The sequence below is a fragment of the Marvinbryantia sp. genome (assembly GCF_047017445.1).
Taxonomy (GTDB): domain Bacteria; phylum Bacillota; class Clostridia; order Lachnospirales; family Lachnospiraceae; genus Marvinbryantia.
This window is the reverse complement of record NZ_JBKXTT010000005.1, coordinates 66431-91416: the sequence shown is the minus strand read 5'-3', so window position 1 is coordinate 91416 and position 24986 is coordinate 66431. Positions and strand designations below refer to the sequence as shown.

The 24986-nt window shown below is 52.0% G+C and carries 21 protein-coding genes; 5 read left to right on the top strand and 16 right to left on the bottom strand.

Annotation, left to right across the window (positions count from 1 at the left end):
- Positions 1 to 126: 126 nt before the first annotated feature.
- Positions 127 to 2175 carry an LTA synthase family protein gene (locus ACLU9Q_RS07165; RefSeq protein ID WP_296906133.1) on the top strand — a complete coding sequence of 683 codons (2049 nt, stop codon included), beginning with the start codon at positions 127 to 129 and terminating at the stop codon, positions 2173 to 2175.
- Positions 2176 to 2255: 80 nt separating this feature from the next.
- On the opposite strand, the gene alaS is transcribed toward ACLU9Q_RS07165, so the two are convergent.
- From alaS to ACLU9Q_RS07135, 6 genes are all read right to left on the bottom strand, one after another.
- Positions 2256 to 4895: an alanine--tRNA ligase gene (alaS, locus tag ACLU9Q_RS07160; protein WP_296832238.1), complete on the bottom strand. Its 2640-nt coding sequence runs from the start codon at positions 4893 to 4895 to the stop codon at positions 2256 to 2258.
- 69 nt (positions 4896 to 4964) lie between these two features.
- Positions 4965 to 5105 carry a vanadium nitrogenase gene (locus ACLU9Q_RS07155; protein ID WP_296832235.1) on the bottom strand — a complete coding sequence of 47 codons (141 nt, stop codon included), beginning with the start codon at positions 5103 to 5105 and terminating at the stop codon, positions 4965 to 4967.
- Between the two features lie 11 nt (positions 5106 to 5116).
- A complete protein-coding gene (gene tyrS, locus ACLU9Q_RS07150) occupies positions 5117 to 6343 on the bottom strand; it encodes a tyrosine--tRNA ligase (RefSeq protein ID WP_296832232.1) in 1227 nt (408 codons plus the stop codon).
- A 99-nt stretch (positions 6344 to 6442) separates the two neighbouring features.
- On the bottom strand, positions 6443 to 8134 hold the full coding sequence (locus ACLU9Q_RS07145) for an AAA family ATPase (RefSeq protein WP_296832229.1): 1692 nt from the start codon (positions 8132 to 8134) through the stop codon (positions 6443 to 6445).
- Positions 8135 to 8179: 45 nt separating this feature from the next.
- Entirely contained in the window at positions 8180 to 8701 is a 522-nt protein-coding gene (rnhA, locus tag ACLU9Q_RS07140; protein WP_296832226.1) for a ribonuclease HI, read from the bottom strand.
- Complete coding sequence (locus ACLU9Q_RS07135) at positions 8695 to 9162, bottom strand: bifunctional precorrin-2 dehydrogenase/sirohydrochlorin ferrochelatase (protein WP_296832223.1); 468 nt, start codon at positions 9160 to 9162, stop codon at positions 8695 to 8697. Before ACLU9Q_RS07135 ends, rnhA begins: the two co-directional genes overlap by 7 nt.
- 256 nt (positions 9163 to 9418) lie before the next feature.
- Here ACLU9Q_RS07135 and ACLU9Q_RS07130 point away from each other — a divergent pair, with 256 nt between their 5' ends.
- Together ACLU9Q_RS07130 and ACLU9Q_RS07125 are read left to right on the top strand one after the other, a co-directional pair.
- Complete coding sequence (locus ACLU9Q_RS07130; protein ID WP_296832219.1) at positions 9419 to 10453, top strand: 3-deoxy-7-phosphoheptulonate synthase; 1035 nt, start codon at positions 9419 to 9421, stop codon at positions 10451 to 10453.
- Positions 10454 to 10683: 230 nt separating this feature from the next.
- Entirely contained in the window at positions 10684 to 10917 is a 234-nt protein-coding gene (locus ACLU9Q_RS07125) for a hypothetical protein (RefSeq protein WP_296832216.1), read from the top strand.
- 150 nt (positions 10918 to 11067) lie between these two features.
- On the opposite strand, the gene xerD is transcribed toward ACLU9Q_RS07125, so the two are convergent.
- From xerD to ACLU9Q_RS07105, 4 genes are all read right to left on the bottom strand, one after another.
- Positions 11068 to 11982: a site-specific tyrosine recombinase XerD gene (gene xerD, locus ACLU9Q_RS07120; protein ID WP_296832213.1), complete on the bottom strand. Its 915-nt coding sequence runs from the start codon at positions 11980 to 11982 to the stop codon at positions 11068 to 11070.
- A 295-nt stretch (positions 11983 to 12277) separates the two neighbouring features.
- Positions 12278 to 12865: a stage II sporulation protein M gene (locus ACLU9Q_RS07115; RefSeq protein WP_296832210.1), complete on the bottom strand. Its 588-nt coding sequence runs from the start codon at positions 12863 to 12865 to the stop codon at positions 12278 to 12280.
- 50 nt (positions 12866 to 12915) lie between these two features.
- Positions 12916 to 13071 (bottom strand): rubredoxin, encoded by a 156-nt coding sequence (locus ACLU9Q_RS07110; RefSeq protein ID WP_296832207.1) that lies wholly within the window; start codon positions 13069 to 13071, stop codon positions 12916 to 12918.
- A gap of 134 nt (positions 13072 to 13205) precedes the next feature.
- Positions 13206 to 15296 carry an elongation factor G gene (locus ACLU9Q_RS07105; RefSeq protein WP_296832204.1) on the bottom strand — a complete coding sequence of 697 codons (2091 nt, stop codon included), beginning with the start codon at positions 15294 to 15296 and terminating at the stop codon, positions 13206 to 13208.
- A 249-nt stretch (positions 15297 to 15545) separates the two neighbouring features.
- Between ACLU9Q_RS07105 and ACLU9Q_RS07100 the strand changes: the two genes are divergently transcribed.
- Together ACLU9Q_RS07100 and aroA are read left to right on the top strand one after the other, a co-directional pair.
- Entirely contained in the window at positions 15546 to 16646 is a 1101-nt protein-coding gene (locus ACLU9Q_RS07100; protein ID WP_296832201.1) for a prephenate dehydrogenase, read from the top strand.
- An 8-nt stretch (positions 16647 to 16654) separates the two neighbouring features.
- Complete coding sequence (gene aroA, locus ACLU9Q_RS07095; protein ID WP_296832198.1) at positions 16655 to 17932, top strand: 3-phosphoshikimate 1-carboxyvinyltransferase; 1278 nt, start codon at positions 16655 to 16657, stop codon at positions 17930 to 17932.
- On the opposite strand, the gene ACLU9Q_RS07090 is transcribed toward aroA, so the two are convergent.
- The 6 genes from ACLU9Q_RS07090 to ACLU9Q_RS07065 form a co-directional block, all read right to left on the bottom strand.
- Positions 17929 to 19272: a CapA family protein gene (locus tag ACLU9Q_RS07090; RefSeq protein ID WP_296832196.1), complete on the bottom strand. Its 1344-nt coding sequence runs from the start codon at positions 19270 to 19272 to the stop codon at positions 17929 to 17931. The two genes, aroA and ACLU9Q_RS07090, sit on opposite strands and share 4 nt — an antisense overlap.
- Positions 19273 to 19360: 88 nt before the next feature.
- Entirely contained in the window at positions 19361 to 19834 is a 474-nt protein-coding gene (locus tag ACLU9Q_RS07085) for a hypothetical protein (RefSeq protein ID WP_296832193.1), read from the bottom strand.
- Between the two features lie 30 nt (positions 19835 to 19864).
- Complete coding sequence (nagA, locus tag ACLU9Q_RS07080; protein ID WP_296832190.1) at positions 19865 to 21058, bottom strand: N-acetylglucosamine-6-phosphate deacetylase; 1194 nt, start codon at positions 21056 to 21058, stop codon at positions 19865 to 19867.
- A 43-nt stretch (positions 21059 to 21101) separates the two neighbouring features.
- Positions 21102 to 21923, bottom strand: coding sequence for a glucosamine-6-phosphate isomerase (locus tag ACLU9Q_RS07075; protein ID WP_296832187.1), 822 nt, complete (start codon positions 21921 to 21923; stop codon positions 21102 to 21104).
- A 24-nt stretch (positions 21924 to 21947) separates the two neighbouring features.
- Positions 21948 to 23876: a DUF4838 domain-containing protein gene (locus ACLU9Q_RS07070; protein ID WP_296832183.1), complete on the bottom strand. Its 1929-nt coding sequence runs from the start codon at positions 23874 to 23876 to the stop codon at positions 21948 to 21950.
- Between the two features lie 99 nt (positions 23877 to 23975).
- On the bottom strand, positions 23976 to 24974 hold the full coding sequence (locus tag ACLU9Q_RS07065; RefSeq protein WP_296832179.1) for an ABC transporter substrate-binding protein: 999 nt from the start codon (positions 24972 to 24974) through the stop codon (positions 23976 to 23978).
- Positions 24975 to 24986 lie beyond the last annotated feature (12 nt).

Genomic DNA, 24986 nt, shown 5'->3' with positions numbered 1-24986 from the left:
ATTTTTGTCGCAATTGCAAAATCGATCCGTCCGGTATTTTTGTGAAATTTTACAAATGACATTAAGGGAGCTGTATGATACAATATAATTTTGTATGAAAGGATATACTTTTAAAGGAGAAACATCATGTGGAAAACAAAATTGACAAAAATATATGATATTCTGCTGTTTCTGTTGTTTGTGGGGCTTTTTGCCTACTGCATGCTCCACCCGGAGCTTTATTGTAAGACAGACAAGGAAACCGGCGCTCTGACGCTGCGGCCGTTTCTGCTTGCCGCCGAAATTCTGGTATTTCTTGCAGGGATGGTGCTGCTCTTTTTCCGCAGCCGCATCACACTGCTTCTGGCAAAGTTTGCCCGTCCTCTTAGCATTGCAGTCATGGTGCTTACGCCCTGCATTGCGTTTGCGTTTACCTATGTGATCACGCATTCCATACCAAAAAACTATTTGCCAAGAAATTACCGGAACCTTGCGCATTCCCCGGAGATTATTTTTTATAATGTCCTGGCTGCGGCAATGATCCTGCTCGTTTTCCTGATAATCACAAACAGCATCAGGATCTCCTGCAATCTGCTTATCTGGATCAGCATTATCTTTTGCGTCGCCAATTTTTACGTGACCCGGTTCCGCGATATTCCGATCCTGGCGTCCGATTTTTATTCCCTGCGGACCGCCGCTGCCGTGGCAGGAGATTACTCCTACAAGCCTAACTACATCTGTCTGTTTGCAGTGCAGGCGGGGCTTGTGTACCTGTTTTTCTTCCGCTGTCTCGGAAAAACGCGCCTGTTTTCCGCAAAACGCAGGCTTGTCTTTGCAGGCATCAGCTGCATCATCATCGCGATCTGGGGAAAGATTTTTGTATTCTCAGACTATCTGGAAAGCCGCGATATCCATTTAAGCATGTTCAAGCCGCTGGCTGGCTACAATTCGAACGGTACATATGTTACCATCATCCGCAGCATCCAGTATATGAACATTGACAAACCGGAAGACTATTCCGCACAGCAGATCGCGCAGATCACAGAGAACTATCCCAGCGATAAAGCGGTAGCCTCCGATGATTACCCGAATATCATCGTAATCATCGACGAGGCATTTTCGGACCTTGGCGTTCTCGGCGATCTGGAAGCGAATACTGATTATATGCCGTACATCCACAGCCTGCAGGAAAATACCATCCACGGCTATACCTACGCCTCCGTGCTCGGCGGCGGCACGGCGAATTCAGAGTTTGAGGTGCTGACCGGAAACAGCATTGCCCTTCTCCCGCAGAACTGCATTGCTTTCCAGGCTTATCTGAAGCAGAAAATGTCCTCTCTGGTTTCGGACTGTGCGGATCTGGGCTACCAGGGGCTGATTGCTGTTCACCCCTACGCCGCCAGCAACTACGGGCGTCTGACGGCCTACCCGCTGCTCGGCTTCCAGACCTATTTAAGCACGCCGGATTTCCCGGAGGATGCGGAGCGCATTCGGGGATATATCTCAAATGCTGAGGTAAATAATATGATCATCCGGAAATATGAGGAGGCAAAAACCGATTCTGACCAGCCGTTCCTCTTCTACACGATGACGATGCAGAACCACAGCGGCTACAAAAAGAAGCCGACGAATCTGCAGGATACTATCAAGCTGCCGGAGCATCCGAGCGCCGAGGCGGAGCAGTATCTGAACTGTATCAAGCATTCTGATGAAGCGTTTGAGGAGCTGACCGGTTATTTCTCACAGGTGGACGATCCGACCGTCATTTTGTATCTCGGCGACCATCAGCCGAATATGGAAACAGATTTTCTGAACAGCATCACCGACGGAGCTTATGAAAACTGGGATGAGGAGGAAATGATGAAGCGCTATGCGATTCCCTTTATTCTCTGGTCGAATTATGACCTGCCGGTAAAGGAGTACGAAAAAACAAGCATGAATTTCCTTTCAAGCATCCTGTTTGAAAACTGCGGCCTTCCGATGACAGGCTACCAGAAATACCTGCTGGATTTCGCCAAAGAAGTGCCAGTATTTACCGCAAACGGCTACTGGGGAGCCGACGGCGGCTTCTACACGAAGGACGACACCTCCTCCCCCTATTATGAAACAGTACAGGAATACTGCAGTCTCCTCTACAATAACATCAAGGATGTCAAAAACCGTCCGGAGGGCTTCTACGAGCTGCTGACAGAGTAATATTATTCATGTAAACAGCAACAAAAAAACTGACAGGGAACGCTGTTATAAAAGCTGTTCCCTGTCAGTTTTTTACATATCTATTTTATCTGGCTTTCCAGCACCTCAGCCGCCTTTGCAAGGGCGTCTTTTACACCTGCCGGATTCTTACCGCCTGCCTGCGCCATATTCGGACGACCGCCGCCGCCTCCGCCGACAAGAGCCGCAATGCCCTTAATGAGGTTGCCTGCGTGCGCGCCTGCCTTCTGTGCGCCGTCTGTCGCCATGGAGAGAAGGCTCACTTTTCCATCGTTGACACTCGCCAGGACGATCACGCCCTCTCCAAGCTTTTCCTTTAACTGGTCGCCAAGGTCGCGCAGACCGTTCATATCCACACCCTCCAGAGACGCCGCAAGCATTTTAACACCCTTTACTTCCTTCACGTTATCCATCACATCGCCGAGCGCATCCTTTGCAAGCTTACTCTTTAAGGATTCCACCTCGCTCTGCGCCGTCTTCAGCTCCTCCGTAAGATGATGCAGACGGTCGAGCAGGGTTGCCGGCGTTGCCTTTACCGCCTTCGCCGCCTCCGCAAGCTGCTGCTCCAGATTGTGATAATATGCAAATACGCCGTCGCCCGTGAGCGCCTCGATACGGCGCACGCCGGCCGCAATGCCGGATTCGGAAACGATCTTAAACGTGGTGATCACGCCCGTGTTGGCAACATGGGTACCGCCGCAAAGCTCCTTGGAAAAATCGCCCATGGAAACCACGCGCACGTCCTCCGCGTATTTCTCACCAAACAGCGCCATCGCGCCGGTTTTCTTTGCTTCCTCAAGATTCATGATCTGTGTGACAACCGGCAGGGAAGCAGCGATCTGCTCGTTTACCAGCGCCTCCGTCTTTGCGATCTCCTCCGCCGTCATCGGTGCGAAATGCGCAAAGTCAAAGCGCAGTCTGTCCGGTGTGACAAGAGACCCCTTCTGCTCTACATGCGCACCAAGCACTGTTTTGAGCGCTTTCTGAAGAAGATGCGTCGCGCTGTGGTTTTTACAGGTATCCGCGCGCTTTTTCGGTGAAACGGAGAGCGTCACCTCATCGCCCACCTTGAACATACCCTTTGTCACTTTTCCAACGTGGCCGATCTTACCGCCGAGCAGCTTGATGGTATCCTCCACCGCAAACTCGGCATCTGCTGTGCGGATGACGCCGGTATCGCCCTCCTGTCCGCCCATAGTAGCGTAGAACGGCGTCTTCTCCACAAAAATCGTAGCGTGCTCGCCGTCGGAAACCGCCTCAGTGATTTCCTTATCGGTCGTCAGAACCGTAATCTTCGAAGTATCCTCCAGACTGTCGTAACCGACAAACTCTGTCGTTACGGACGGGTCGATCTCATCGTAAACAGTGGCGTCAGCGCCCATGTAGTTTGTCACCTCACGGGCATTCCGCGCCTTGGTGCGCTGCTCCTCCATCGCCGCCTTAAAGCCGTCCTCGTCGATAGCGTAGCCCTTCTCTTCCAGGATCTCCTTTGTCAGATCGAGCGGGAAGCCGTAGGTATCGTACAGGGTAAACGCATCTTTTCCTGCCAGCGTCTTTGTGCCCTCCGCTTCCATTTTGCTCTCCATGCCGGAAAGAATGCTTAAGCCCTGGTCGATGGTCTTATTAAATTTATCTTCCTCCTGCGTCAGCACCTTGAAGATAAAGTCTTTCTTTTCCTCCAGCTCCGGATAGCCATCCTTTGAGCCTTCGATCACCGTCGCGCTCAGCTCGGACAGGAATTTGCCGGAAATGCCCAAAAGTCTTCCGTGGCGCGCCGCACGACGGATCAGACGGCGGAGCACATAACCTCTGCCCTCGTTCGTCGGCATGATTCCGTCCGAGATCATAAAGGTAGCGGAGCGGATATGGTCGGTGATCAGACGGATGGAAACATCCTTGTTTTCGTCCTTCTTGTATTCGGTGTGCGCAAACTCACATACCTTGTTGCGCAGTGCCTCAATGGTATCCACGTCGAAAATGGAATCTACGTCCTGCACGACAACCGCCAGACGCTCCAGCCCCATGCCGGTGTCGATGTTCTTCTGCTGCAGCTCCTCGTAGTTGCCGTTTCCGTCGTTCTCAAACTGCGTAAACACGTTGTTCCACACTTCCATGTAGCGGTCGCAGTCGCAGCCGACCGTACAGCCCGGCTTTCCGCAGCCGTATTTCTCGCCGCGGTCGTAGTAGATCTCAGAACAGGGACCGCAGGGGCCTGCTCCGTGCTCCCAGAAGTTGTCCTCTTTTCCAAAGCGGAAAATGCGCTCCGCCGGAATGCCGATTTCCTTATTCCAGATATCAAACGCCTCGTCGTCCTCCAGATAGACCGACGGGTACAGACGGTTCGCATCCAGACCTACCACCTCCGTGAGAAATTCCCAGGACCAGGCGATCGCCTCGTGCTTGAAGTAATCCCCGAAGGAGAAGTTTCCGAGCATCTCAAAAAAAGTGCCGTGGCGCGCCGTCTTGCCAACGTTCTCGATATCGCCGGTACGGATACATTTCTGACAGGTCGTCACCCTTCTGCGCGGCGGGATCTCCGCTCCCGTAAAGTACGGCTTTAAGGGAGCCATACCGGAATTGATGAGCAGAAGGCTCTTATCATTGTGCGGAACCAGAGAAAAGCTCTTCATTGCCAGATGACCTTTGCTCTGGAAAAAATCCAAAAACATCTTTCTAAGTTCATTCACACCGTATTGTTTCACAATCTTTCCTCCTCAAAATCACATTGCATCCATCTTGCGGACAGGCGCATTCTTTTCCCCGCGCAGACGCTATTTATTTCCCGCTTCCGCAGCCGTCTTTGCATCCTTGCGGTCCCGCAGAAACTTACCCAGCCGGATGCCGCCAAACGATGCCGCGCCGACCAGGATCATTTTTACTACCATCTGAATAAGATACGTTACAAAAGCCATGAGAATACCTCCTATTCTGCTTTAATCTGATGATACCCCTTTTTTCCTTTTTTAATCAGCAGCACGCCGTCGTCGTCCATGTCCGCCGTCGTGAATACGCGGTCGATCGCCGTCACCTTCACGTCGTTTACGGTAACGCCGCCCTGCTGCACCAGTCTTCTTGCCTCGGAACGGCTCGCAGAAAGCTTCGTCTCCACCAGAAGGCTTAAAATGTCCTTTCCGGCGTCAAGCTCCGCCTTCGGGAATGTGGTAGTCGGCACGTTTTCACTCTTGCCGCCGCCCGCAAACAGCGCCTTCGCCGCCTCGTCCGCTTTCTTTGCCTCTTCCTCTCCGTGCACAAGCTTTGTCAGCTCGTATGCCAGGATCTCCTTCGCTTTGTTGAGCTGACTGCCCTCCCACTTGTCCATCGCGTCGATCTCTTCGAGCGGAAGGAAGGTGAGCATACGGATGCATTTTAAAACGTCGGCATCTGCCACGTTTCTCCAGTACTGGTAGAATTCATACGGAGAGGTCTTGTTCGGATCAAGCCACACCGCACCGGACTGCGTCTTGCCCATTTTCTTGCCCTCGGAATTTAAGAGCAGCGTGATCGTCATCGCGTGAGCGTCCTTTCCGAGCTTGCGGCGGATCAGCTCCGTGCCGCCGAGCATATTGCTCCACTGGTCATCGCCGCCGAACTGCATGTTGCAGCCGTAACGCTCGTAGAGCTCCAGGAAATCGTAGCTCTGCATGATCATGTAGTTAAATTCAAGGAAGCTTAAGCCCTTTTCCATCCTCTGCTTGTAGCACTCCGCGCGCAGCATGTTATTGACCGAGAAATGCGGTCCCACCTCGCGCAGAAATTCGATATAATTAAGGTTCGTCAGCCAGTCGGCGTTGTTCACCATTAGCGCCTTGCCCTCGCCGAATTCGATGAAACGGCTCATCTGCTTTTTGAAGCACTCAATATTGTGATTGATGGTCTCTGTGGTCATCATTTTACGCATATCGGTCCTGCCGGACGGATCGCCCACCATGCCGGTACCGCCTCCGAGCAGCGCGATCGGACGGTTTCCCGCCATCTGCAGACGCTTCATCAGACAGAGCGCCATAAAATGACCGACATGCAGGCTGTCTGCCGTTGGATCGAAGCCGATGTAAAAGGTCGCCTTGCCCTCGTTGACCATCTTTTTGATTTCTTCTTCATTTGTCACCTGCGCGATCAGACCGCGGGCAACCAGTTCTTCGTAGATTCCCATAACTGTTCTCCTCGGATTTTCCATTAAACTATCCCTTACTATAGCACGCCGGACGCCAGAATGCAAGCAAAAACACGGCTGCCGTTCCGCCTTCCCTTATCAGCCTGCTGTCTTTATCAGGCAGGTTTTCCCCTGGAACGCCGCACCATAGCACAGCACGGTCTTATACCCTTCAAGCTCAAGGTTTTTCCTGTACTGCTTCTTCTCGATCTGCTGCAGTGCGTCCGCACACTCTTTTTCCAGGCTGTTCCCGTTTTCTTTCTTTCCGGGCCATTTTACCTCGATCACAAGCGCGCGCCTGCGCCGCTGCTCTTTTATAATGACGTCTGCCCGGCCGGTCCCGGCTTCTGAATTTGACTTCACCGCATATCCTGCGCCCAGGAACATGCCCGTGACCATCGCATGGTAGTAATCCTCTTTATAATCAAAATAACTGATCGTATCAAATAAGATATCCGTGATCTCCTGCGTCAGCTTTTCCGCGTCGCCGCCCCACCAGGCTTCAAACAGAGCAGTGCGGTCCTGTGCCGCAATTTTTTCCTCAAACCACTTTTTCACCGTGCTGCCAAACACCGACTTCACTTCCTCATTCGGAATGCGCAGCGCCACTTTTCCGTCCTCCGGCTGTATTCCCTTGGGAAGTTTTCCCGGTGGAACCTGTGTCAGATATCCGGTCAGATACAAAATGCTCCACAGGTTATCCTCTGTGGAATGGGCAATATCGTAAGTCAGATCCTCGCGAATTGGCTCCTGGATCACGCCGCCGGAGAGCAGTATTTCAAACTTCTCGTTGACGTTGATCTGCGGATGGTCGATAAAACGCCGGATGATGTTATTGTGACTTGTGTCGATCCAGTAATTTCCCGGCTTCGCGGTCTGATCAGTCATCAAAGCCCTGACATGGTTTATCACATCCCATGGGCAGTATATTTCTTTTCCACCGAAACAATACCCGTCATACCACTTTTTCATTTCGGTCAGGGCGTCCTGCAGCCCTGCAGTTTCCAGCAACGCCGTCACCTCCGGCTCGCTAAATCCAAAGTAATCCCGGTATTTTTTATCGGATATTGAATTGGAAATAAAATTGTTTGCTCCTGTAAAAATACTCTCCTTCGCAATCCTGAGACAGCCGGTTACCACAGCGAATTTTAAATTCGGATTGGATTTCCACGTCATTCCCAGCAGACTGCGTATCACCTCCAACATCTCCCCATAGTACCCATTATCACTGGCTTTCGCCAGTGGAACATCATACTCATCAATGAGTAAGATTACCTCTTTACCGTAATGCGCTTTCATCATACGCATTAAGACGAATAAAGCAGTTTTTACATCGGTAGATGTCCCGGACTGCTCCAGCAATCGATGAAAAACTCTCTTATCTGCTTCTGACACTTTGTCACTGTCTGACAAATAATCATGTTCACCACAGACAGATGAAATAACAAACTGAACCATCCCATACGCGCTGTCAAAGGATCTTCCCTGCACATCCTTCAGCGTCAGGAACAGTACCGGCCACTGGTTCATCCATTCCGCACAGAAATCTGCATACTTCATTATTTCAAGCCCCTCGAACTTATGCCTGCTTTCCTTACGGATATCGAAGAATTCTGCAAGCATGCTCATCGTAAGAGTCTTTCCGAACCGACGCGGTCTGGCAATCAGGTTGACTGTGAACTCCTCGCTTAACAATTCCCGGATAAAGCCAGTCTTATCCACGTAATAACAATTCCTGCTACGCAACTGTTCAAAAAGGTCAATGCCATACGGCAGATTCACTTTCGCCATTCTATCCACGCTCCTTTCCAGACTACCCGTTCTGGACTCCCAGCTTCACACACAGTTACTCTGCACAGCCTCAGTCCTCGTAGGCTGCCTCATCTCTCCCCCGTCGTCTATAAGCAGATTATCGCCGTCCGCCGCCGAGGTGGCGAGCCTGTCGCAGCGCTCGTTTAATTCATGTCCGTCGTGTCCCTTCACCCAGATAAAGCGCACCTCGTGCGGCTCCTTCGCGGCAAGCAGGCGCTTCCACAGCTCCACATTTTTCACCGGCTCATTTTTTCCGCGCTTCCAGCCCTTCCTCTGCCAGCCCTCGATCCAATGCTGGTTGAAGGCGTCCGTGAGATATTTGGAATCGGAATAAAGCTCCACCTGGCAGGGGCGGTTCAGCGCCTCCAGACCGATGATCGCCGCCATCAGCTCCATGCGGTTATTCGTCGTCTTCTCGTATCCCTGGCTGAAAGTGCGCTCATGCAGCACGCCCTTCGTATCCGTGTAATGCAGAATCGTTCCGTACCCGCCCGGTCCGTCCGGATTTCCGCGCGCGGCGCCGTCTGTATATATTTTTACTAACATTCCTCCAGCATCTCCCTGATCTGTTCCGTCACATTTTTTGCCCGCTTATGGTTCGCCCCGTTCGCCGTCACGCCGACCACCACGTCCTCCCTGGTGATCAGCCCCGGAAAATAAAAGTCGCATTTGTCCTTGTCGCTGCAGACATTTACCAGGATTCCCCGCTCCCTGCAGACGCGGAAGATATCCTCATTTATCTTGTGATCGTTCGTCGCAGCGATCACAAGCTCCGCATCATAAATATCGCTGCTCTCATATTTCTTCCGCAGGATTTTTATTTTCTCCGCCTTTTCCATTTTGTTCAGCTCCGGGTTCACCTCCGGCGCGATCACTGTCACGCAGTCCACAAACTCGCAGAGGGAGCGGATGCGCCGCTTTGCGATGGTCCCTGCGCCAACCACATATACGCGCTTTTTGCTCAGATCCACAAACATCGGGAAATACGGTTTTTTGATATTCGACACTCTATGCACCTCTGTTAATTCAAGATTCCATGATACCAGGTTCAAAAGGCCAAAACCCACGTTAGCCAGCATCATTCTATCTATTTAGTATACAAAATCTTCCTATTTTCATCAAGCACAAAATTTAATGCTGGTTTTTTATACGGTTATCGTATATAATGATGCCAGGGCCGAAAAGCCTGGATTCGCATGAACCTGATCATATGCGGGTGAAGGACTTTGGCATCGTACATATACACACTAACGGGAGGAAATTATGAGCTTCACATTTATAAAAAAACTGCCGATTCCGGCGGAGATAAAAAAACAGTTCCCCATCTCTAAAGAAGCTGCTTCTATAAAAGCACAGAGAGATGCAGAAATCAAGGAGGTATTTACCGGGGCTTCCAATAAATTTCTGGTGATCATCGGGCCCTGCTCGGCGGATAACGAAGAATCCGTCATGGATTATGTAAACCGAATTGCTGCTGTGCAGGAGAAGGTCGGCGACCGGCTTATTCTGATCCCGCGCGTCTACACAAACAAGCCGCGCACCACCGGCGAGGGCTACAAGGGCATGGTGCACCAGCCGGATCCGGAGAAAAAGCCGGATATGCTTGCCGGATTGATCGCCATCCGCAAACTGCATCTGCGCGTCATCGAAGAGACCGGGCTTACTTCTGCAGATGAAATGCTTTACCCGGAAAATTTCTGGTATCTTGCCGACCTGCTCTCCTATGTTGCCATCGGAGCACGTTCTGTGGAGGACCAGCATCACCGCATGACGACCAGCGGCATGGATGTGCCCGCCGGCATGAAAAATCCCACCAGCGGTGATTTTTCCGTTATGCTCAATTCTGTCGTTGCCGCCCAGGCTTCGCACGACTTTATTTACCGCGGATGGGAGGTTTCCACACAAGGAAACCCGCTTGCGCACGTTATTCTGCGCGGCGCGACCAACAAGCACGGAAATTCCATCCCGAACTATCACTATGAGGATTTGATCCGCCTGCTGCATATGTATGACGAACGCGACCTCAAAAACCCGGCTGCCATCATCGACGCAAACCATTCCAATTCCAATAAACAGTATCAGGAACAGGTACGTATCGTGAAGGAAGTCATGAACAACCGCAATTTAAACCCGCGTCTGAAGGAGCTGATTAAAGGCGTTATGATCGAGAGCTACATCGAACCGGGCAACCAGAAAATCGGCTGCGGCGAACACATTTACGGAAAATCCATCACCGACGCCTGCCTTGGCTGGAAGGAATCCGAGGAGCTGATCTACGACATTTACCGCATGTGCTGAAAATATAAAAAAACTCCATCTGTGCGGCTGGATTGCAACCACCCAGATTGAAAAAATTCCCCGGCTGATTTTCCTTACAGCCGGGGAATACATTATGTCCTTCGATTATACGTCTGCATCATTGAAGGCTCATGCATGATTTACACTGCAAAAGCGCAGATGAAATGTACAGTCATATTCTGGCAAAAAGGGTACGTGAATTAAAAGAAACCAGAGAAGGAGTTGATTCTATGTGTCGGGAAATGGAACAAATTTACAAAGAAGGCATTGAAGAAGGTATTGAGAAAGGTATTGAAAAAGGTATCGAGAAAGGTATCAAAAAGGGCGAAATGAAAAAGGCAAAAGAAGCTTCCTTTATCCTTGCGGATATGGGATTGCCGTTGGAGCAGATTGCACAGGCATTCCATGTCGATGTGCCGCTCATACAGGAATGGATAACAGAAAATATAAGCGCGGCAAAATAATACTAAAAACCGCCGGAGGGCGGATGGTCATCTGCCACCCGCCGTCTGGCGGTTTCTTCTGTAAATTATCCTTGGGTAAAAACACCATAAATGGACAGAACATCAACGCTCTGCTCAGATTTCACGCATGGACAAATGTGAAAACCCCCTTTATCCTCTCGGGTGCGCCTTGGCATAGATCTCCCGCACTCTTCTGACGTTCATGTCCATATAAATCTGCGTCGTGGAGATGTCGGAATGTCCCATCATTTCCTGCACCGCCCGCAGATCGGCGCCGTTCTGCACCAGATGAGCGCCAAAGGAATGCCGCAGGGTGTGCGGCGTGATGTCCTTGGTAATGCCTGCCTGCGCGGAATAAAATTTGATGATTTTCCAAAATCCCTGGCGGCTCATGGATTTCCCTGAGCAATTCACAAAAAGATATTCGCTCTCTCTGCCCTTCAGCAGCACGGAGCGGCTCTCGCCCATATACTGCTTCAGCGCCTTCTCCGCCTCCGTCCCAAAGGGAATCACGCGCTCCTTGTCGCTGTCACGGCAGAGCACATAACCCATCGCCATATTGACGTCCGTCAGCTTCATGGAAATCAGCTCGGAGACACGCATCCCGGTGGCATAGAGCAGCTCCAGCATCGCCTTATCGCGGATGCCCTTTGCCGAATCCATCTCCGGCTGATTTAAAAGCTGCACCGTTTCCTCCAGCGTCAGAATCTCCGGCGTCTTTTTTTCCACATGCGGCGCCTTCAGATTGTCGCTCGGGTCCTCTGTGATTGCTTTTGTTTTCATCAGAAAATGAAAAAAAGCGCGGATGGACGCAATCGTCCGCGACACGGATGAGGTGGAAAATCCCTCTTTTTCCATCTGCAGTATGTAGGAATTCAGGCTGGTAGCCGTAATATCCTGTACCTTTTCCACACCTTTACCGGACAAATAATGAAATAATTTTTTTAAATCCCTCTGATAGGACATCACCGTACTGTTTGACGCATTCTTTTCCTCTTCCAGATAGCCTGCAAACCGGCACATGTCCTGCTGTATCTGAGGAGCCAGCTCTCTTGTCATATCCATATTTCATAATCTCATCTTTCTTTTGTGTTGCATACGCTGCTTCCAGCGTGCGAAAAACGTCCGCCGGACGTTTTTATCGTATAACTGGCAGCAAAAAAATAAGAGTCGCGCTCCCCTTATAATTCTCCCCAGAATCATTATTTATGTAAACATTATATGTGCTTTTCCCAAGAAAATCAATGACTTTTTTTGCTCATTTTTCCCCTAAATACGCGGTTTTCCGGGCTTTCCACAAAATATCGAATCCAGAAATTATGTATACCACTATATCTGGTAAAATACGGCCGAAAAATTTTTAAAGAAAGTATGTGACCGCCTGCTTTAAAAGCCACAGACCGACGCTGCTTTCCAACAGAACGCCTACTAAAAGCAGGGCGGCGCAAACTCCCATCGTCTGCATGAACGACTTTTCCCCGCTCCACTCCTCCAGCACTCTCCTGCTGCGAAAGCGCGCTATGCCGCGCTCCATGACCGCCTCCGCCATCATCCAGATAAGCGGCGCGTAAACAAAGCTCTGCGGCATGATCGACGCCAGAAAGAGAAGGATCCCCATCAGACGCATACGGATCACAAAAATGCTAAGAAACATCCCCGCTGCAAAGCCGATCCAGCACAGAGAAGCTGCCAGCACCGGGATTCCAACAGCAGTGTGTCCAAGCAGGACCAGCAGTAAAAATGCTTTTCCTCTCTGCATGAGGATCCGGATAAAAAGCGCCTGCCGGTCGATTTCGGTATTTTTGATGGAGAGAAGCGTCTGTTCATTGAGAAGCTCATTTTCCTTCAGATAGGTATTTCCCCAAAGATTAACAAATAGGATTCCCAGAAGAAACCCCAGGAAGAAAAGTCCGGCGATCGCCAGCTCTTTAAGATCGTGCTTTTTCATACAAAAACCCCTGCACCGTCTTTTTACAGACTATGCAGGGGTATGTCCGTTTATGCTTCGTCAAAGTCCTCTTTGCCTACGCCGCAGAGCGGGCACTCGAAATCCTCCGGAACATCCTCCCATTTTGTACCAGGTGCGATTCCGCCTTCCGGGTATCCTGCTTCTTCGTCGTATTCCCATCCGCATACATTGCATACATATTTCATTGCTTTTGTCCTCCTTCTCAGAATATCGCGCCATATCAGTTTTCCCGGCGCATCTTTACTATATTACATACTGACAGAATAAGTCAATACAAATCTCAGCGCTTAATCGTCATACATGTAACCGCCTAAAAGGATCAATCTTCATTTGTGTTTACTTTACTTGCTCTTGCCTCCACTTCCTTTGCCTGGATGTCGGACGGAGCCTGCTCATATCTTGCAAATTCATAAGCAAAGGTTCCGCTTCCGCCTGTCATGGAGCGAAGCTGTGTGGAATAGCCGTACATTTCCATCATCGGAACGTCCGCCTCGATGATCTGATTGCCCTTGTGATCCGGGTTCATGCCGAGCACACGTCCGCGGCGCTTATTGAGATCGCCCATAACGTCGCCGGTGTATTTATCCGGAACCGTCACCTTCACCGATGCGATCGGCTCAAGCAGTACCGGAGAAGCCTCCATGAAGCCCTTCTTGAATGCCTGGATCGCCGCTGTCTTGAACGCCATTTCAGAGGAATCTACCGGATGGTAGGAGCCGTCGTACAGGGTTGCCTTCACGCCGACTACGGGGTAAGCTGCCAGCGGTCCGCGCTGAACGGATTCCTGGATACCCTTTTCCACTGCCGGGAAGTAGTTTTTCGGAACGGCGCCGCCCACAACGACCTGTTCGAATACATACGGCGTTTCCGGATCACCGGAATTTTCGAAGCGCATCTTAACGTGACCGTACTGACCGTGTCCGCCGGACTGCTTCTTATATTTTGCATCCACATCAGAATTCTTGCGGATGGTCTCGCGGAACGCTACCTTCGGGCGTGCAAGCTCCACATCCACTTTGTATTTTGTCAGCAGCTTGCTCACGATGATATCAAGATGCTGATCGCCCATGCCGTAGATCAGCGACTGACGGTTTTCCGCGTCGTTGACAGCCTTCATGGTGAGATCCTCCTGCATCATCTTTGCGAGCGCCTGGGAGATCTTATCCTCCTCGCCCTTGTTCTTTGCAAAGTATCTCTTGTAGGTATACGGCACGGAAACATCGATGCCCGCATACTGGATCGGCGTCGTCTTGGTGGAGAGCGATTCTCCGGTCTTTGTGACGTTCAGCTTGCCGATCGCGCCGATATCGCCCGCGTGAAGCTCCGGCACCTCAATGGTCCTGCTGCCTTCCATCACATAAAGCTTATTTAATTTCACTTCCACATCCTGCTTCGGATTGTAGAGCGTGTCGTCGTTCTTGATAACACCGGAAGCCACCTTGATGAGCGAATATTTTCCGATGAACGGATCCACGATCGTCTTGAACACAAAGGCAGATTTTGCCTTTGCGAAGTCGTAGTTTGCCTCGTAGATCTCGTTTGTCTTTGTGTTGATGCCCGCAATGTGACGTTTGTCCGGACTCGGGAAATACTGCACCATATCGTCAAGCAGGTTTGCAACGCCGTACAGATTGACAGGCGAACCCATAGCGACCGGAACGATGGAGCCGTCGGATACGTTCATGGTGAGCGCCGCCATGATCTCCGCGGTGGAGAATTCCTCTCCCGCAAAGTAGCGGTCCATAAATTCCTCGGAGGTCTCCGCAACTGCCTCAAGCAGATTCTCGCGGTATCTCTCCAGATATTCCATGGAGTAGTCCGGGATGTCGCACTCTACCTTCTCGCCCTTGCCTACCCAGCGTCTTCCGGCTTTCTTTACCACGTTTACGTAGCCGACAAACTTTTCATTTTCACGGATCGGCAGATGGATCGGCGCGATCTTCTTTCCGTAAAGCTCGGTCAGATCCTCCACTACCTGACGGAAGCTGGCATTGTCCACGTCCATGTTAGTTACGAAGAACATCCTCGGAAGCTTGTATTTCTCACAAAGCTCCCATGCCTTCTGCGTGCCTACCTCTACGCCGCTCTTGCCGGAAACAACGATGATCGCCGCATCCGCAGCAGCCGCAGCTTCTTCCGCCTCGCCCACGAAGTCGAAATACCCCGGCGTATCCAGCACGTTCACCTTGATGTCGCCCCAGATGATCGGGACAACCGTCGTGCTGATGGAGAATTTTCTCTTGATTTCTTCTTTATCATAGTCACTTACCGTATTTCCCTCCGGCACGCTGCCCATGCGGCTGGTAATACCGGATAAGTAAGCCATCGCTTCTGTCAGGGTGGTCTTTCCGGAACCGCCATGACCTAAAATAACCACGTTGCGAATTCTGTCTGTTGTATAAACTTTCATATACTTTCCTCCAATTTCGTTTTAGTCCGGGCAGAAAAACACTGCCTTTCTGCCGCCGCGCGAAGCCTATGGGTATATTCTACTAAAAATACGCGTAAATAGCAAGCAAATTATTCAAGATTACTAACTATATTTTCTACTATATTTTTCTTTCACACTTCAACGCGTAAAAGGGTTGACATCTGATCTATATCAATAGTACAATATATCTGTTTTGAACGAGATCATTACAGAAAAGAAGGATATCTGATGAAAAGTGATTTTACTGCCGGCTTTGTCGCTCTGGGGCTGATCGGCGGCTCCATCGCCAGAGCCATTAAACATTTTTACCCGGAAGCTACGGTGCTCGCCTGCGCGAGACGGCGCGAGACGCTCACCTATGCTTTAGAGGAGCATATCATCGACGAGGCGTACGACGATATCTGCGAGGCTTTCTCCCGCTGTGATTTTATTTTCCTGTGCGCGCCAGTGGAGGTAAATATCGACAGCCTTTCGAAAATAAAGCCGTTTTTGAAGGCGGACTGCATTTTAACGGATGTCGGCAGCACAAAGACCGATATCCATGAACGCGCCGCCGCACTTGGTCTGTCAGACTGGTTTATCGGCGGACACCCGATGGCAGGCTCTGAAAAGACCGGCATCGAGCATTCCCAGTGGGCTCTGATAGAAAACGCTTATTATATTCTGACGCCCTCCGCAGGGATTGCGCCGGAGAAGGTGACGCGCTACACAAAGCTGGTTTCTTCTCTGAACGCGCTGCCGCTGGTGCTCGACTGCAAAGAGCACGATTACGTGACCGCCGCTATCAGCCATCTGCCGCATATTATCGCAGCCACGCTGGTAAATCTGGTGCACGATGAGGACACACCCAACGAGACGATGCGGACCGTCGCAGCCGGAGGATTCAAGGATATCACACGCATCGCCTCCTCCTCCCCCGATATGTGGGAACAGATCTGCACGACCAACGCAGGCAACATTGTTTCCGTGCTGGACGCCTACACGGAAAGCCTGCAGAAGGTGCGCGCGCAGCTTCTTGCGAAAGATAGCTCCGCCATCCACAGTCTTTTTGAGCGCTCGCGCGATTACCGCAATTCCTTCTCCGACCGCTCCAGCGGACCGCTGAAGAAGGTTTATATGCTCTACTGCGATATGGTGGACGAGGCGGGTGGTATCGCCACCCTTGCCACGATTCTTGCAAGCAGCGGCATCAGCCTGCGCAATATCGGCATCGTACATAACCGGGAATTTGAGGAAGCCGTGCTGCGCGTGGAGTTTTACGACGAAGAATCTCTGAAAAAATCGGTAGAGCTGCTGCGCAGATACCGCTACACTGTATATGAAAGGTAGGTTTTCCGATGATTTTTAAAAAGCATTCTCCCTTAAAGGGCGAGATCACCGTTCCGGGCGATAAATCCATCTCGCACCGCGCCGTCATGTTCGGAGCGCTTGCCGAAGGCACCACCGAGGTGACGAATTTTCTGCAGGGCGCAGACTGTCTCTCAACAATAAGCTGCTTTCGCAGGCTCGGTGTCGACATCGAAAACACGCCGGAGCGCATTCTGATCCACGGGAAAGGTCTGCACGGACTGACCGTTCCCACAGAAACGCTGGATACCGGAAACAGCGGCACCACCACGCGGCTGATCTCCGGCATCCTCGCCGGACAGAAATTCACCTCCGTTTTAAACGGCGACGCTTCCATCCAGAGCCGTCCGATGAAGCGCATCATGGAGCCGCTCTCGCAGATGGGAGCGGATATCGTGAGCCTAAAAGATAACGGCTGCGCACCGCTTCGCATCTGCGGCAGTTCTCTGCACGGCATTCACTACAGCAGTCCGGTGGCTTCCGCGCAGGTGAAGTCCTGCATTCTGCTCGCCGGTCTTTACGCCGACGCTCCCACCAGCGTAACAGAACCGCAGCTCTCCCGCAACCATACCGAGCTGATGCTCGCCGGTTTCGGCGCAGACGTACAGTCTCGCGGCACCACAGCCACCATCCGGCCAGATCCACGGCTGTCCGCCGCAAAAATCACGGTTCCCGGAGACATCTCCTCCGCCGCGTATTTTATCGCTGCCGGGCTGATGATTCCCGGCTCCGAGATTCTGATACGCAATGTCGGCATCAATCCCACCCGCGACGGTATTCTGCGTGTTGTGCGTGATATGGGCGGCGACGTTACTGTTTTAAATGAAAAGGTGAGCGGCGGCGAGCCGGTTGCCGACCTTCTGGTAAAGCACAGTGCGCTGCACGGCACGGATATCAGCGGCGGCATCATCCCCACCCTCATTGATGAGCTGCCCGTCATCGCCGTGCTCGCCTGCATGGCGGAGGGCACCACGGTTATCCGCGACGCCCAGGAGCTGAAGGTGAAGGAATCCGACCGCATCGCAGTGATGACGGAAAATCTCACCGCTATGGGCGCTCATGTGACAGCGACCGATGACGGTATGATTATCGAAGGCGGGCATCCGCTGCACGGCGCTGTCATCGACAGCTATCTTGACCACCGCATCGCCATGAGCTTTGCCATCGCCGCGCTCGCCGCCGACGGTGAAACGGAAATTACCGGCGCCGACTGCGTCAGAATCAGCTATCCGGATTTCTATGAAACATTAAAGGCACTGATGGGTTAATCCATCAGTGCCCTGCTTCTTTCGTCAATCAGATTTAATACCCGCTCCGCTTCTTCTCCCGTCAGCGGCGTCGGCTGGTAGTTGTTAATTGTGCTATCGGAGGATACCGAGCAGGGAATCAGATTCGTTTTGCTCTCTGTAATCTCTCTGTCTGTGTTAATGACAAATCTCTGCTGAAAAATCACGGTATCTGTCTCCGTGGGATGCGTATTTCCGCCGAAGCAGAAGTTTCCCAGACTGTAGGCGATTGTTTTGCCCTTGTATGTCCCGATTCCCTGCAGGACGTGCGGGTGATGACCGACCACCACATCCGCTCCCTCGTCGATTGCCAGATGCGCCAGTGTCACCTGGTTCTCATCAGGAACCGTCACCAGCTCGTTGCTCCAGTGAAAAACCGCCACGATAATGTCCGCGCCCTCCTGCTTCAGTTTTGCGATATTCGATTTCACCTGCCCAGTCCGCTCCAGATGGTCGTCCAGCTCATAAATTCCAAATATCCCGACCCTGACGCCCTTCACTTCCATCAGCGCCGTATCGTCATAGCCAAAGGTCCGGATATGATTCTGCTCCAGAATATCGACGGTGTCCAGAAAGCTCTGCTCCCCATAATCATGACTGTGGTTGTTTGCCATATTTGCCGCCTCCACAGACGAAGACGCCAGAATCTTTACAAACTCCGGCTTCCCCTTAAACGCAAATTGTTTCTCCACTCTTGTCGTTTCCTCTGTCAGCGTTCCCTCCATATTAACAATCGTCAAATCATCCTTCTGAAAAATATCGCGCACATTTTCCAGAAAATAATCCGCCCCGTACATATCGTAATAAGCATTGAATCCAGTATCCCAGGCAAAATATTCGTCCGTTCCCAGAATGCAGTCCCCGGTAAAGCTTAAAAGCAGCTCCACCGGTTCCTCCAGCTTCACGATTTCTTCCGTCTCCTCCTGCTTTTCCGTCTGAGCAGGCGGCGCGCTTTGTCCTTCTCCCAGCAGCACATCCTGGATTCCCACCTCCGGCAGGGCGGATGCATTCTTTCTATCCGGCGCGGATGCGGATTTTTGCACACCGCTTTTATCCGCCGTTCCTTTTTCGGACATGACCGTCGCCATCCATAGAATCAGCGCCGCCAGCACGATGCACAATGCTCCGCCTGCAATGCAGAGCCGGGTCCGCCGTTCTCTCCGGTATTTCCGTATCAGCTTTCTTATGCGGCCAATTTCCCGGCGCTGCCCGTCATCTCCGGCTGCCAGAAGCAGCCCGCCCAACATCTGCTCCGCCTGTTCCAGCTCATGACTGCCGGTCAGACGACCTATAAAGCGCTGCATGGCATTTTGTTTTTTCATGTAATCACTACTCTTTCCCGTTTTTCTTCCAACAGTATAAACGGGGAATGTATCCTGATTTTATCATGTTTGTATCAAAGTTGTATCATCAGCACAGTACCACAATTCTGTCCGGCGTCGTCTGCGGCGGAATACTTCTTGTGACCGCAGTATAGTAAACCAGCAGGAACCGGTTCTGCAGACTGCAGGTAAATGCCTGCCCGTTTACCGTTCTGATTACGGTATTTCTGCCAACATTCAACTGCAGAGAACGGTCAGCCGCAGTCAGATTCCGGTCAAAGAAATTTAACATCACCTGTTCGTTTCTTCCAGGCACCGCAATGATCTGTGCACGGTACTGCGGCGGGAAAATCAACGGCACCGGCAGGCTGCTGTCATAGAAGGCAGTCACCTGCATTCCGGGTCTGAGCTGCCGGTTATCCATTATCTGCGTATCTGCCTCCACCGTAAAGTTTATGATTCCTTCCGCTGTACGGAGCGCCATCATCTGGCTGCAGCAGTTATTTCCTCTGGAAATGTTAATAATCGTGCCTGCCACGCCCACATAATCTGAATATCCCATAACACACCTTTTTTATTTAAGGTATGTTTTTTACAAAGAAAGGTGCATGTGTCCGGTACCCGATGCGCTGCAGCCCTCTTTCTTAAAAGCATTGCCGCGCAGAAAGACACGGTCAATATCCAGGTTTTCCGTGAGCAGGACAAGATCCGCATCCTTCCCGTCTGCGATGGAGCCCTTGCGGTCATACACTCCAATCAGTCTTGCCGGATTTTCCGTAAAGAGCGGCAGCAATTCCTCCAGCGGATATCCGGTAAATTTTTTCAGATTGCGCAGCGCCCGGATCTGCGTAAGCGTGCTGCCCGCCCGCGTGCCGTCTGACGCCAGCTTCGCGTCGCCGTCTTTCACGATCACCTCGTTGACACCCAGATGATATCTGCCATCCGGCAGGCCCGCCGCCATGATCGAGTCTGTGATCGCCACAACGCGCCCCAGCCCCTTTGTTTTCAGCAAAAGCCGCACGATGCCGGGATGCAGATGAAGCCCGTCGCAGATCATCTCGCAGTAGATATCCGTCTCCAGCGCTGCGCCAAGAATCGCCGGCTCATGCTGGTGCAGAAGCCGCATTGCATTAAAGGTATGTGTGCAGCAATCTGCTCCGGCTTCTATCGCCGCCATGGATGTCTTATAATCTGCTCCGGAGTGACCGATCGCCACTGTAATGCCAAGCGCCTTCAGCTTTGGTATCATTTCTACCATACCTTCTATTTCCGGTGAGACTGTAATATAACGGATATTCCCTTTTGCACGCTTCTGGTATTCCCCTGCAAGATCAATGTCTGATCCCTGCAGCAGATGCTCGGGCATCGCTCCCTTGTATTCTGATGAGAGAAACGGTCCCTCCAGATGAATGCCTAAAAGCTGTGCAGCATCCGCGTCCGACTGGTCGAGCTGCAGGTACTGGTCGATGCACCGCTCTGTCTGCTCCTTCGTATCCGTCAGCACGGAGGCAAGCCAGGAGGTCGTCCCGTTCCCGGCAAAGAATCTGCCGATCTTCTTTAAATCCTCCGATGACGCGCCGTTTACATCCACGCCGACCGCCCCGTGCGTGTGGACATCCAGAAAGCCCGGCACAACCTTTCTGCCTGCTGCATCAATAACCTCGCAGTCCGCAGGCAGGGCGCTGTCTCTGCAAATCCGCAGCTTTCCGTCTTCCAGCAGCAGGGATACTTTCTCAAATTGATGTTGAATATATACATCGCCATTGATTATGAAATATTTTTTCATGGTATCTTCTCCATTCTGCCGTACTATTTCACCCCAAAAATCTTTATTCCGGCAATTCTGCTACAAACTCCGTGATGCGCAGCAGCACATCCGGGTGCTCCTGCAAAAGCGTCACCGGAAAATGCGCGGACACCTCGCCGTATGCCGCATGGCGCACAACGCTCCGGTGCCAGTCACGGAAACATCCCAGACGGATTTTCCGTGCATTGTAAATCTCGTTCATTCCGATTGTGATGCAGTAGTTCGGCATATCGTCGATGGCGCCGTTTAAATCGCCGATTGCATTCGCCGTCCGTGTCTCCCGGCTGATTTTCAGCACGCGCGTGTGCAGACCGCGAAACTCCTCCGGCGACAGTTCGTCCTGCGCCTCATTAAACGCCACATGTCCGTTGATGCCGATGCCGCCAAAGCAGATATCCACGCCGCCGAGCTTCTCTATCAGCTCCTGCAGATAACCAGGGTTCTTCGGATCCGGGAACGCACGCTGATTTTCCGGCATCACCAGCTCCGGATCGATCTGAGAATAGACCGTGCGGTTCATAAAGCCGCGGAAGCTCAGCTTCTCCGAAGCGTCGATCCACTGCTTATCATCCGTCAGATACTCGTCCATATTGATAAACCACACATTTTTCAGACTGATGCGCTCCCGGTTTACGATATCCACAAAATACGGATACTGACCGACCGGTCCCACCGGGCAGATAAACACCGTGCGCTCCCCAAGCGCATTCTTTCTCTTTATCTCCTCCGCCATCTCCTGCGCCATCGCCCGAAAAACAGCCGCATTGTCTTCCATCACAGTAATCGGTATCTTTGGCGAAGCAAGTAATTCGTCCTTCGTATAGTAGTAGTATGCATGTTTCATCTCGTTCTTCCTCCCAAACCAATGTTACTGAAAACCTGTATATTTTTGTGTAACCTCCAGGACACGGTAGACGTCCAGATAAGGCTGAAATTCGTCCTCCCGACTGCAAAGGTACCGGCGCATCTCACGCCACTTTTCCCCCGCCTCCTGCCGCCTGCCCTTTGCAAGCAGCTCCATCGCCCCGGCAAGCCGCAGAATATATTCTTTATGAAAAGCAAGCAGCTTCCAGCATAATCGCGCCGGCTGCCCGTTTCCGTCCAGGCGGGATCCGCCGCAGCTTTCCCTCGTCCCGTCCTCCGTATCAATTTCCTGAAAATACTGCTCCGGCTCAAATGCCCCGCAGATTTCCTCTATCCGCCGCATCCGTTCCGCCATCTGCGCGTCAACGCGTTCTCCCTTACCGTTTAAATAATCGCAGCATTTCAGCGCGGACAGAGCCTCCAGATATGCTTTCGCATCCTTTGCTTTTTTGCCGTATGCCGCTTCAAAATACTCGCTGATCAGCGCCTCCACGTCCGCCTGCTCCTCAAAGAGCACGCGTCCCATCACATAATTCGGAAGCGCATTTGGAAGTGCAGCGCGCAGCTCCTGACAGCTTATATAACCGTTCAGCCCCATTCTCCGCAGCTTTTTGATATCCCCGCCAATGATCCGCGCAATGTGGACAGAGCCGAAATCCCCGTAATGTGCCCGGCCAAGGGGGTAGTCGTATACAAAGCTGTCGCCTGCAAACTGCGCCTGCCATGCCCGCAGAAACGCAAGATTTTCTCCGAGGTTTGTCGGAAGCGTGATCCGGTTCCGCACATACTCCGGCAGCTTCTTCGGAATCTGCCCCATATCGTACGATTTCTCGAAGGTCCGGCTGATCGGGGCAAACATCAGCACAAACCGCTCCGGATGATGCAGCCGCTCCTTCACCGGCGGCCACAAAAGCTCCTGGTAAAGCAAAAATACGATCCGCGTATCTAACCCCTCTTCTCTTAAACGGCGGTCAATCTCGTTCAGCAGCGCAGCATACTGGTCGGAAACTGTCGTCTTCCGGCATTTTGCGCACTCGCAGACATTGTTGTACTCATCCGCCAGCCAGATATGCAGATAATCCACCTCCGGGTTCTCCCTCGCATACGCCGTCACTTTTTCGGCAAACCGATCCGCAGCCTCATGATTGTGATAGCAGAGGTTCGTATTCATCGGCGCTCCCTTATAAAGTCCGCGCACGCCGTCCACCAGCGCCGCAAACGATTTTTCCGGTTCCTTCAGCGGTTCCTTTACCGCATCCCAGGAACCCGTCTCATAGCCGAGCACTTCTCCCGTCCATCCATGTCCCACCTTGTGCAGCAGCAGATCCCTTTTTTTCAGCTCCGCTTCCAGCAGCTTCATGCAGCGGCGGGCGTCCTCATAGGTAAAGCTCTCCGCCTCCCGGTAAGGATTCTGCTCATGGTGATACCACCTTGCAAAGAAAGCATAGGGCACTTTAAACTGCAGAAAAAAGCTATTAAAGCCCACCTTCGGCAGCCAGTCAATAAATTCCCGGACATTCTCAAACGAATCCGCCCCTTCAATGCAGACGCCCCGGTGATAAAAGGACGCCGTCTTTTCGTAATCCGCACAAAGCTTTTCACAGGTGATGCGCGGAACATACTCGCCCTTCCTGCCCGGCATCAAGAACCGGCAGCCAAGATAATGCAAATAATCATAGACGCCCAGCAGCACGCTGCGCGGACGATTCCCCGCAATCACACCGCCCTCTGCTGTCATCACCACGCGGAAGCTGTCATTCTCCCGGTCGTAGATTTCCTCACATCTCTCCCCGGCAGCCTTCGCCTCCACTGCCAGCCGTATCGTCCGGTTATCATCCTTCAGCTCCGGCAGCATCCTGCAAAGATACGCTTCCAGCTCCTCTGCCGCATAAACAACCGCCTGCGGACTGCATTGCTCATAAATAATTCTCATTGTCCCCCACCACCTAAAAAAGCCCCGTGGAACAGACTTTCGCCGCCCCACGGAGCCTGGTCCGCTTTGTCAGATAATTGCTGTGCGTTTTTTTTCTTATTATTCGCCCAGCGCCTCTGTCATCAAATCAAACAGCACATAATTTTCAAGCGGAACCTCCGCTTCCACGTCGCCGCTGTTGATGAACATCTGCTGCTGTCTCTGATAGTAATCCTGCATTGTTCCGTCTGCAATACCGTTCTTTACATCATCTGCGCTGAACCATGTTGCATCGCCGGTCTCCACCATGCAGGCTTCCTTGTCCTTCGCACACTGTGTTGCATACAGTCCGACCGCGTAATCCCAGTTATCCTCCTGGGAGGAGTAAGCCATCGCCTTATACAGCGCACGGCTGAAGCGGAGCAGGATGTCTCTGTTTTCTTCCGCATAGGACGGCAGGCAGATCCAGCTCGACAGGTTTACGGAATCCGTCGCAAATTCCAGCTCCAGGGCGCCCTCGCAGTTCTGCATGATCTGGTTGCTGTACGGGTTCCATGCCGTGCAGGCGTCTACGGAACCGGAAGACATTGCCGCTACCATGTTTGTTGCGTCCATCTCATAAGCCTCGATATCATCCATCGTAAGGCCTGCCGCCGCCAGCGCGCCGTTTAAAGCCGTCTCGGAAGAAGAGCCTGCATTGTAGGCTACCTTTTTGCCCTTCAGATTCGCGATATCATCCACGGAAGTAACCTCAGAAGACGGGAGCACGATGATTTTGTCCGTGCTGTGCACAGAGCTCGGCGCGAAAATGGTCGCCTGTCCGTTGATACAGAGCTTATGCGCACCGTGTCCGATATAAGCGATATCAATGCTGCCGCCCTCCATCGCCGCGATCTCAGACGGACCGTCCGCAAACTCCCAGAGTTTAATCTCCAGCCCTTCCTCTGCGAAGAAGCCCTGGTCAATACCGGTCAGCACCGACCAGAGGGATGCATAGTTCGGCATGTAAGCCACGTTCAGTTCGATCGTTTCCTCCGCATGTCCCACTGTCGCCATCGCCAGTGTCATCGCAGCCGCTGCCGCCACGCCGAGAAGTTTCTTCATAGTACCTTTCAACATAATAAAATCCTC

Excerpts from the sequence above, each read along its gene's own strand:
- ACLU9Q_RS07075 (WP_296832187.1), bottom strand. The coding sequence starts at position 21,923 with ATGAAACATGCATACTACTACTATACGAAGGACGAATTACTTGCTTCG.
- ACLU9Q_RS07090 (WP_296832196.1), bottom strand. The coding sequence starts at position 19,272 with ATGAAAAAACAAAATGCCATGCAGCGCTTTATAGGTCGTCTGACCGGC.
- ACLU9Q_RS07065 (WP_296832179.1), bottom strand. The coding sequence starts at position 24,974 with ATGTTGAAAGGTACTATGAAGAAACTTCTCGGCGTGGCGGCAGCGGCT.
- rnhA (WP_296832226.1), bottom strand. The coding sequence starts at position 8,701 with ATGTTAGTAAAAATATATACAGACGGCGCCGCGCGCGGAAATCCGGAC.
- ACLU9Q_RS07130 (WP_296832219.1), top strand. The coding sequence starts at position 9,419 with ATGAGCTTCACATTTATAAAAAAACTGCCGATTCCGGCGGAGATAAAA.
- ACLU9Q_RS07165 (WP_296906133.1), top strand. The coding sequence starts at position 127 with ATGTGGAAAACAAAATTGACAAAAATATATGATATTCTGCTGTTTCTG.
- ACLU9Q_RS07155 (WP_296832235.1), bottom strand. The coding sequence starts at position 5,105 with ATGGCTTTTGTAACGTATCTTATTCAGATGGTAGTAAAAATGATCCTG.
- ACLU9Q_RS07145 (WP_296832229.1), bottom strand. The coding sequence starts at position 8,134 with ATGGCGAAAGTGAATCTGCCGTATGGCATTGACCTTTTTGAACAGTTG.
- ACLU9Q_RS07070 (WP_296832183.1), bottom strand. The coding sequence starts at position 23,876 with ATGAGAATTATTTATGAGCAATGCAGTCCGCAGGCGGTTGTTTATGCG.
- nagA (WP_296832190.1), bottom strand. The coding sequence starts at position 21,058 with ATGAAAAAATATTTCATAATCAATGGCGATGTATATATTCAACATCAA.
- ACLU9Q_RS07110 (WP_296832207.1), bottom strand. The coding sequence starts at position 13,071 with ATGAAATATGTATGCAATGTATGCGGATGGGAATACGACGAAGAAGCA.
- ACLU9Q_RS07115 (WP_296832210.1), bottom strand. The coding sequence starts at position 12,865 with ATGAAAAAGCACGATCTTAAAGAGCTGGCGATCGCCGGACTTTTCTTC.
- xerD (WP_296832213.1), bottom strand. The coding sequence starts at position 11,982 with ATGGATATGACAAGAGAGCTGGCTCCTCAGATACAGCAGGACATGTGC.
- ACLU9Q_RS07085 (WP_296832193.1), bottom strand. The coding sequence starts at position 19,834 with ATGGGATATTCAGATTATGTGGGCGTGGCAGGCACGATTATTAACATT.
- ACLU9Q_RS07100 (WP_296832201.1), top strand. The coding sequence starts at position 15,546 with ATGAAAAGTGATTTTACTGCCGGCTTTGTCGCTCTGGGGCTGATCGGC.
- ACLU9Q_RS07105 (WP_296832204.1), bottom strand. The coding sequence starts at position 15,296 with ATGAAAGTTTATACAACAGACAGAATTCGCAACGTGGTTATTTTAGGT.
- ACLU9Q_RS07125 (WP_296832216.1), top strand. The coding sequence starts at position 10,684 with ATGTGTCGGGAAATGGAACAAATTTACAAAGAAGGCATTGAAGAAGGT.
- aroA (WP_296832198.1), top strand. The coding sequence starts at position 16,655 with ATGATTTTTAAAAAGCATTCTCCCTTAAAGGGCGAGATCACCGTTCCG.
- tyrS (WP_296832232.1), bottom strand. The coding sequence starts at position 6,343 with ATGGGAATCTACGAAGAACTGGTTGCCCGCGGTCTGATCGCGCAGGTG.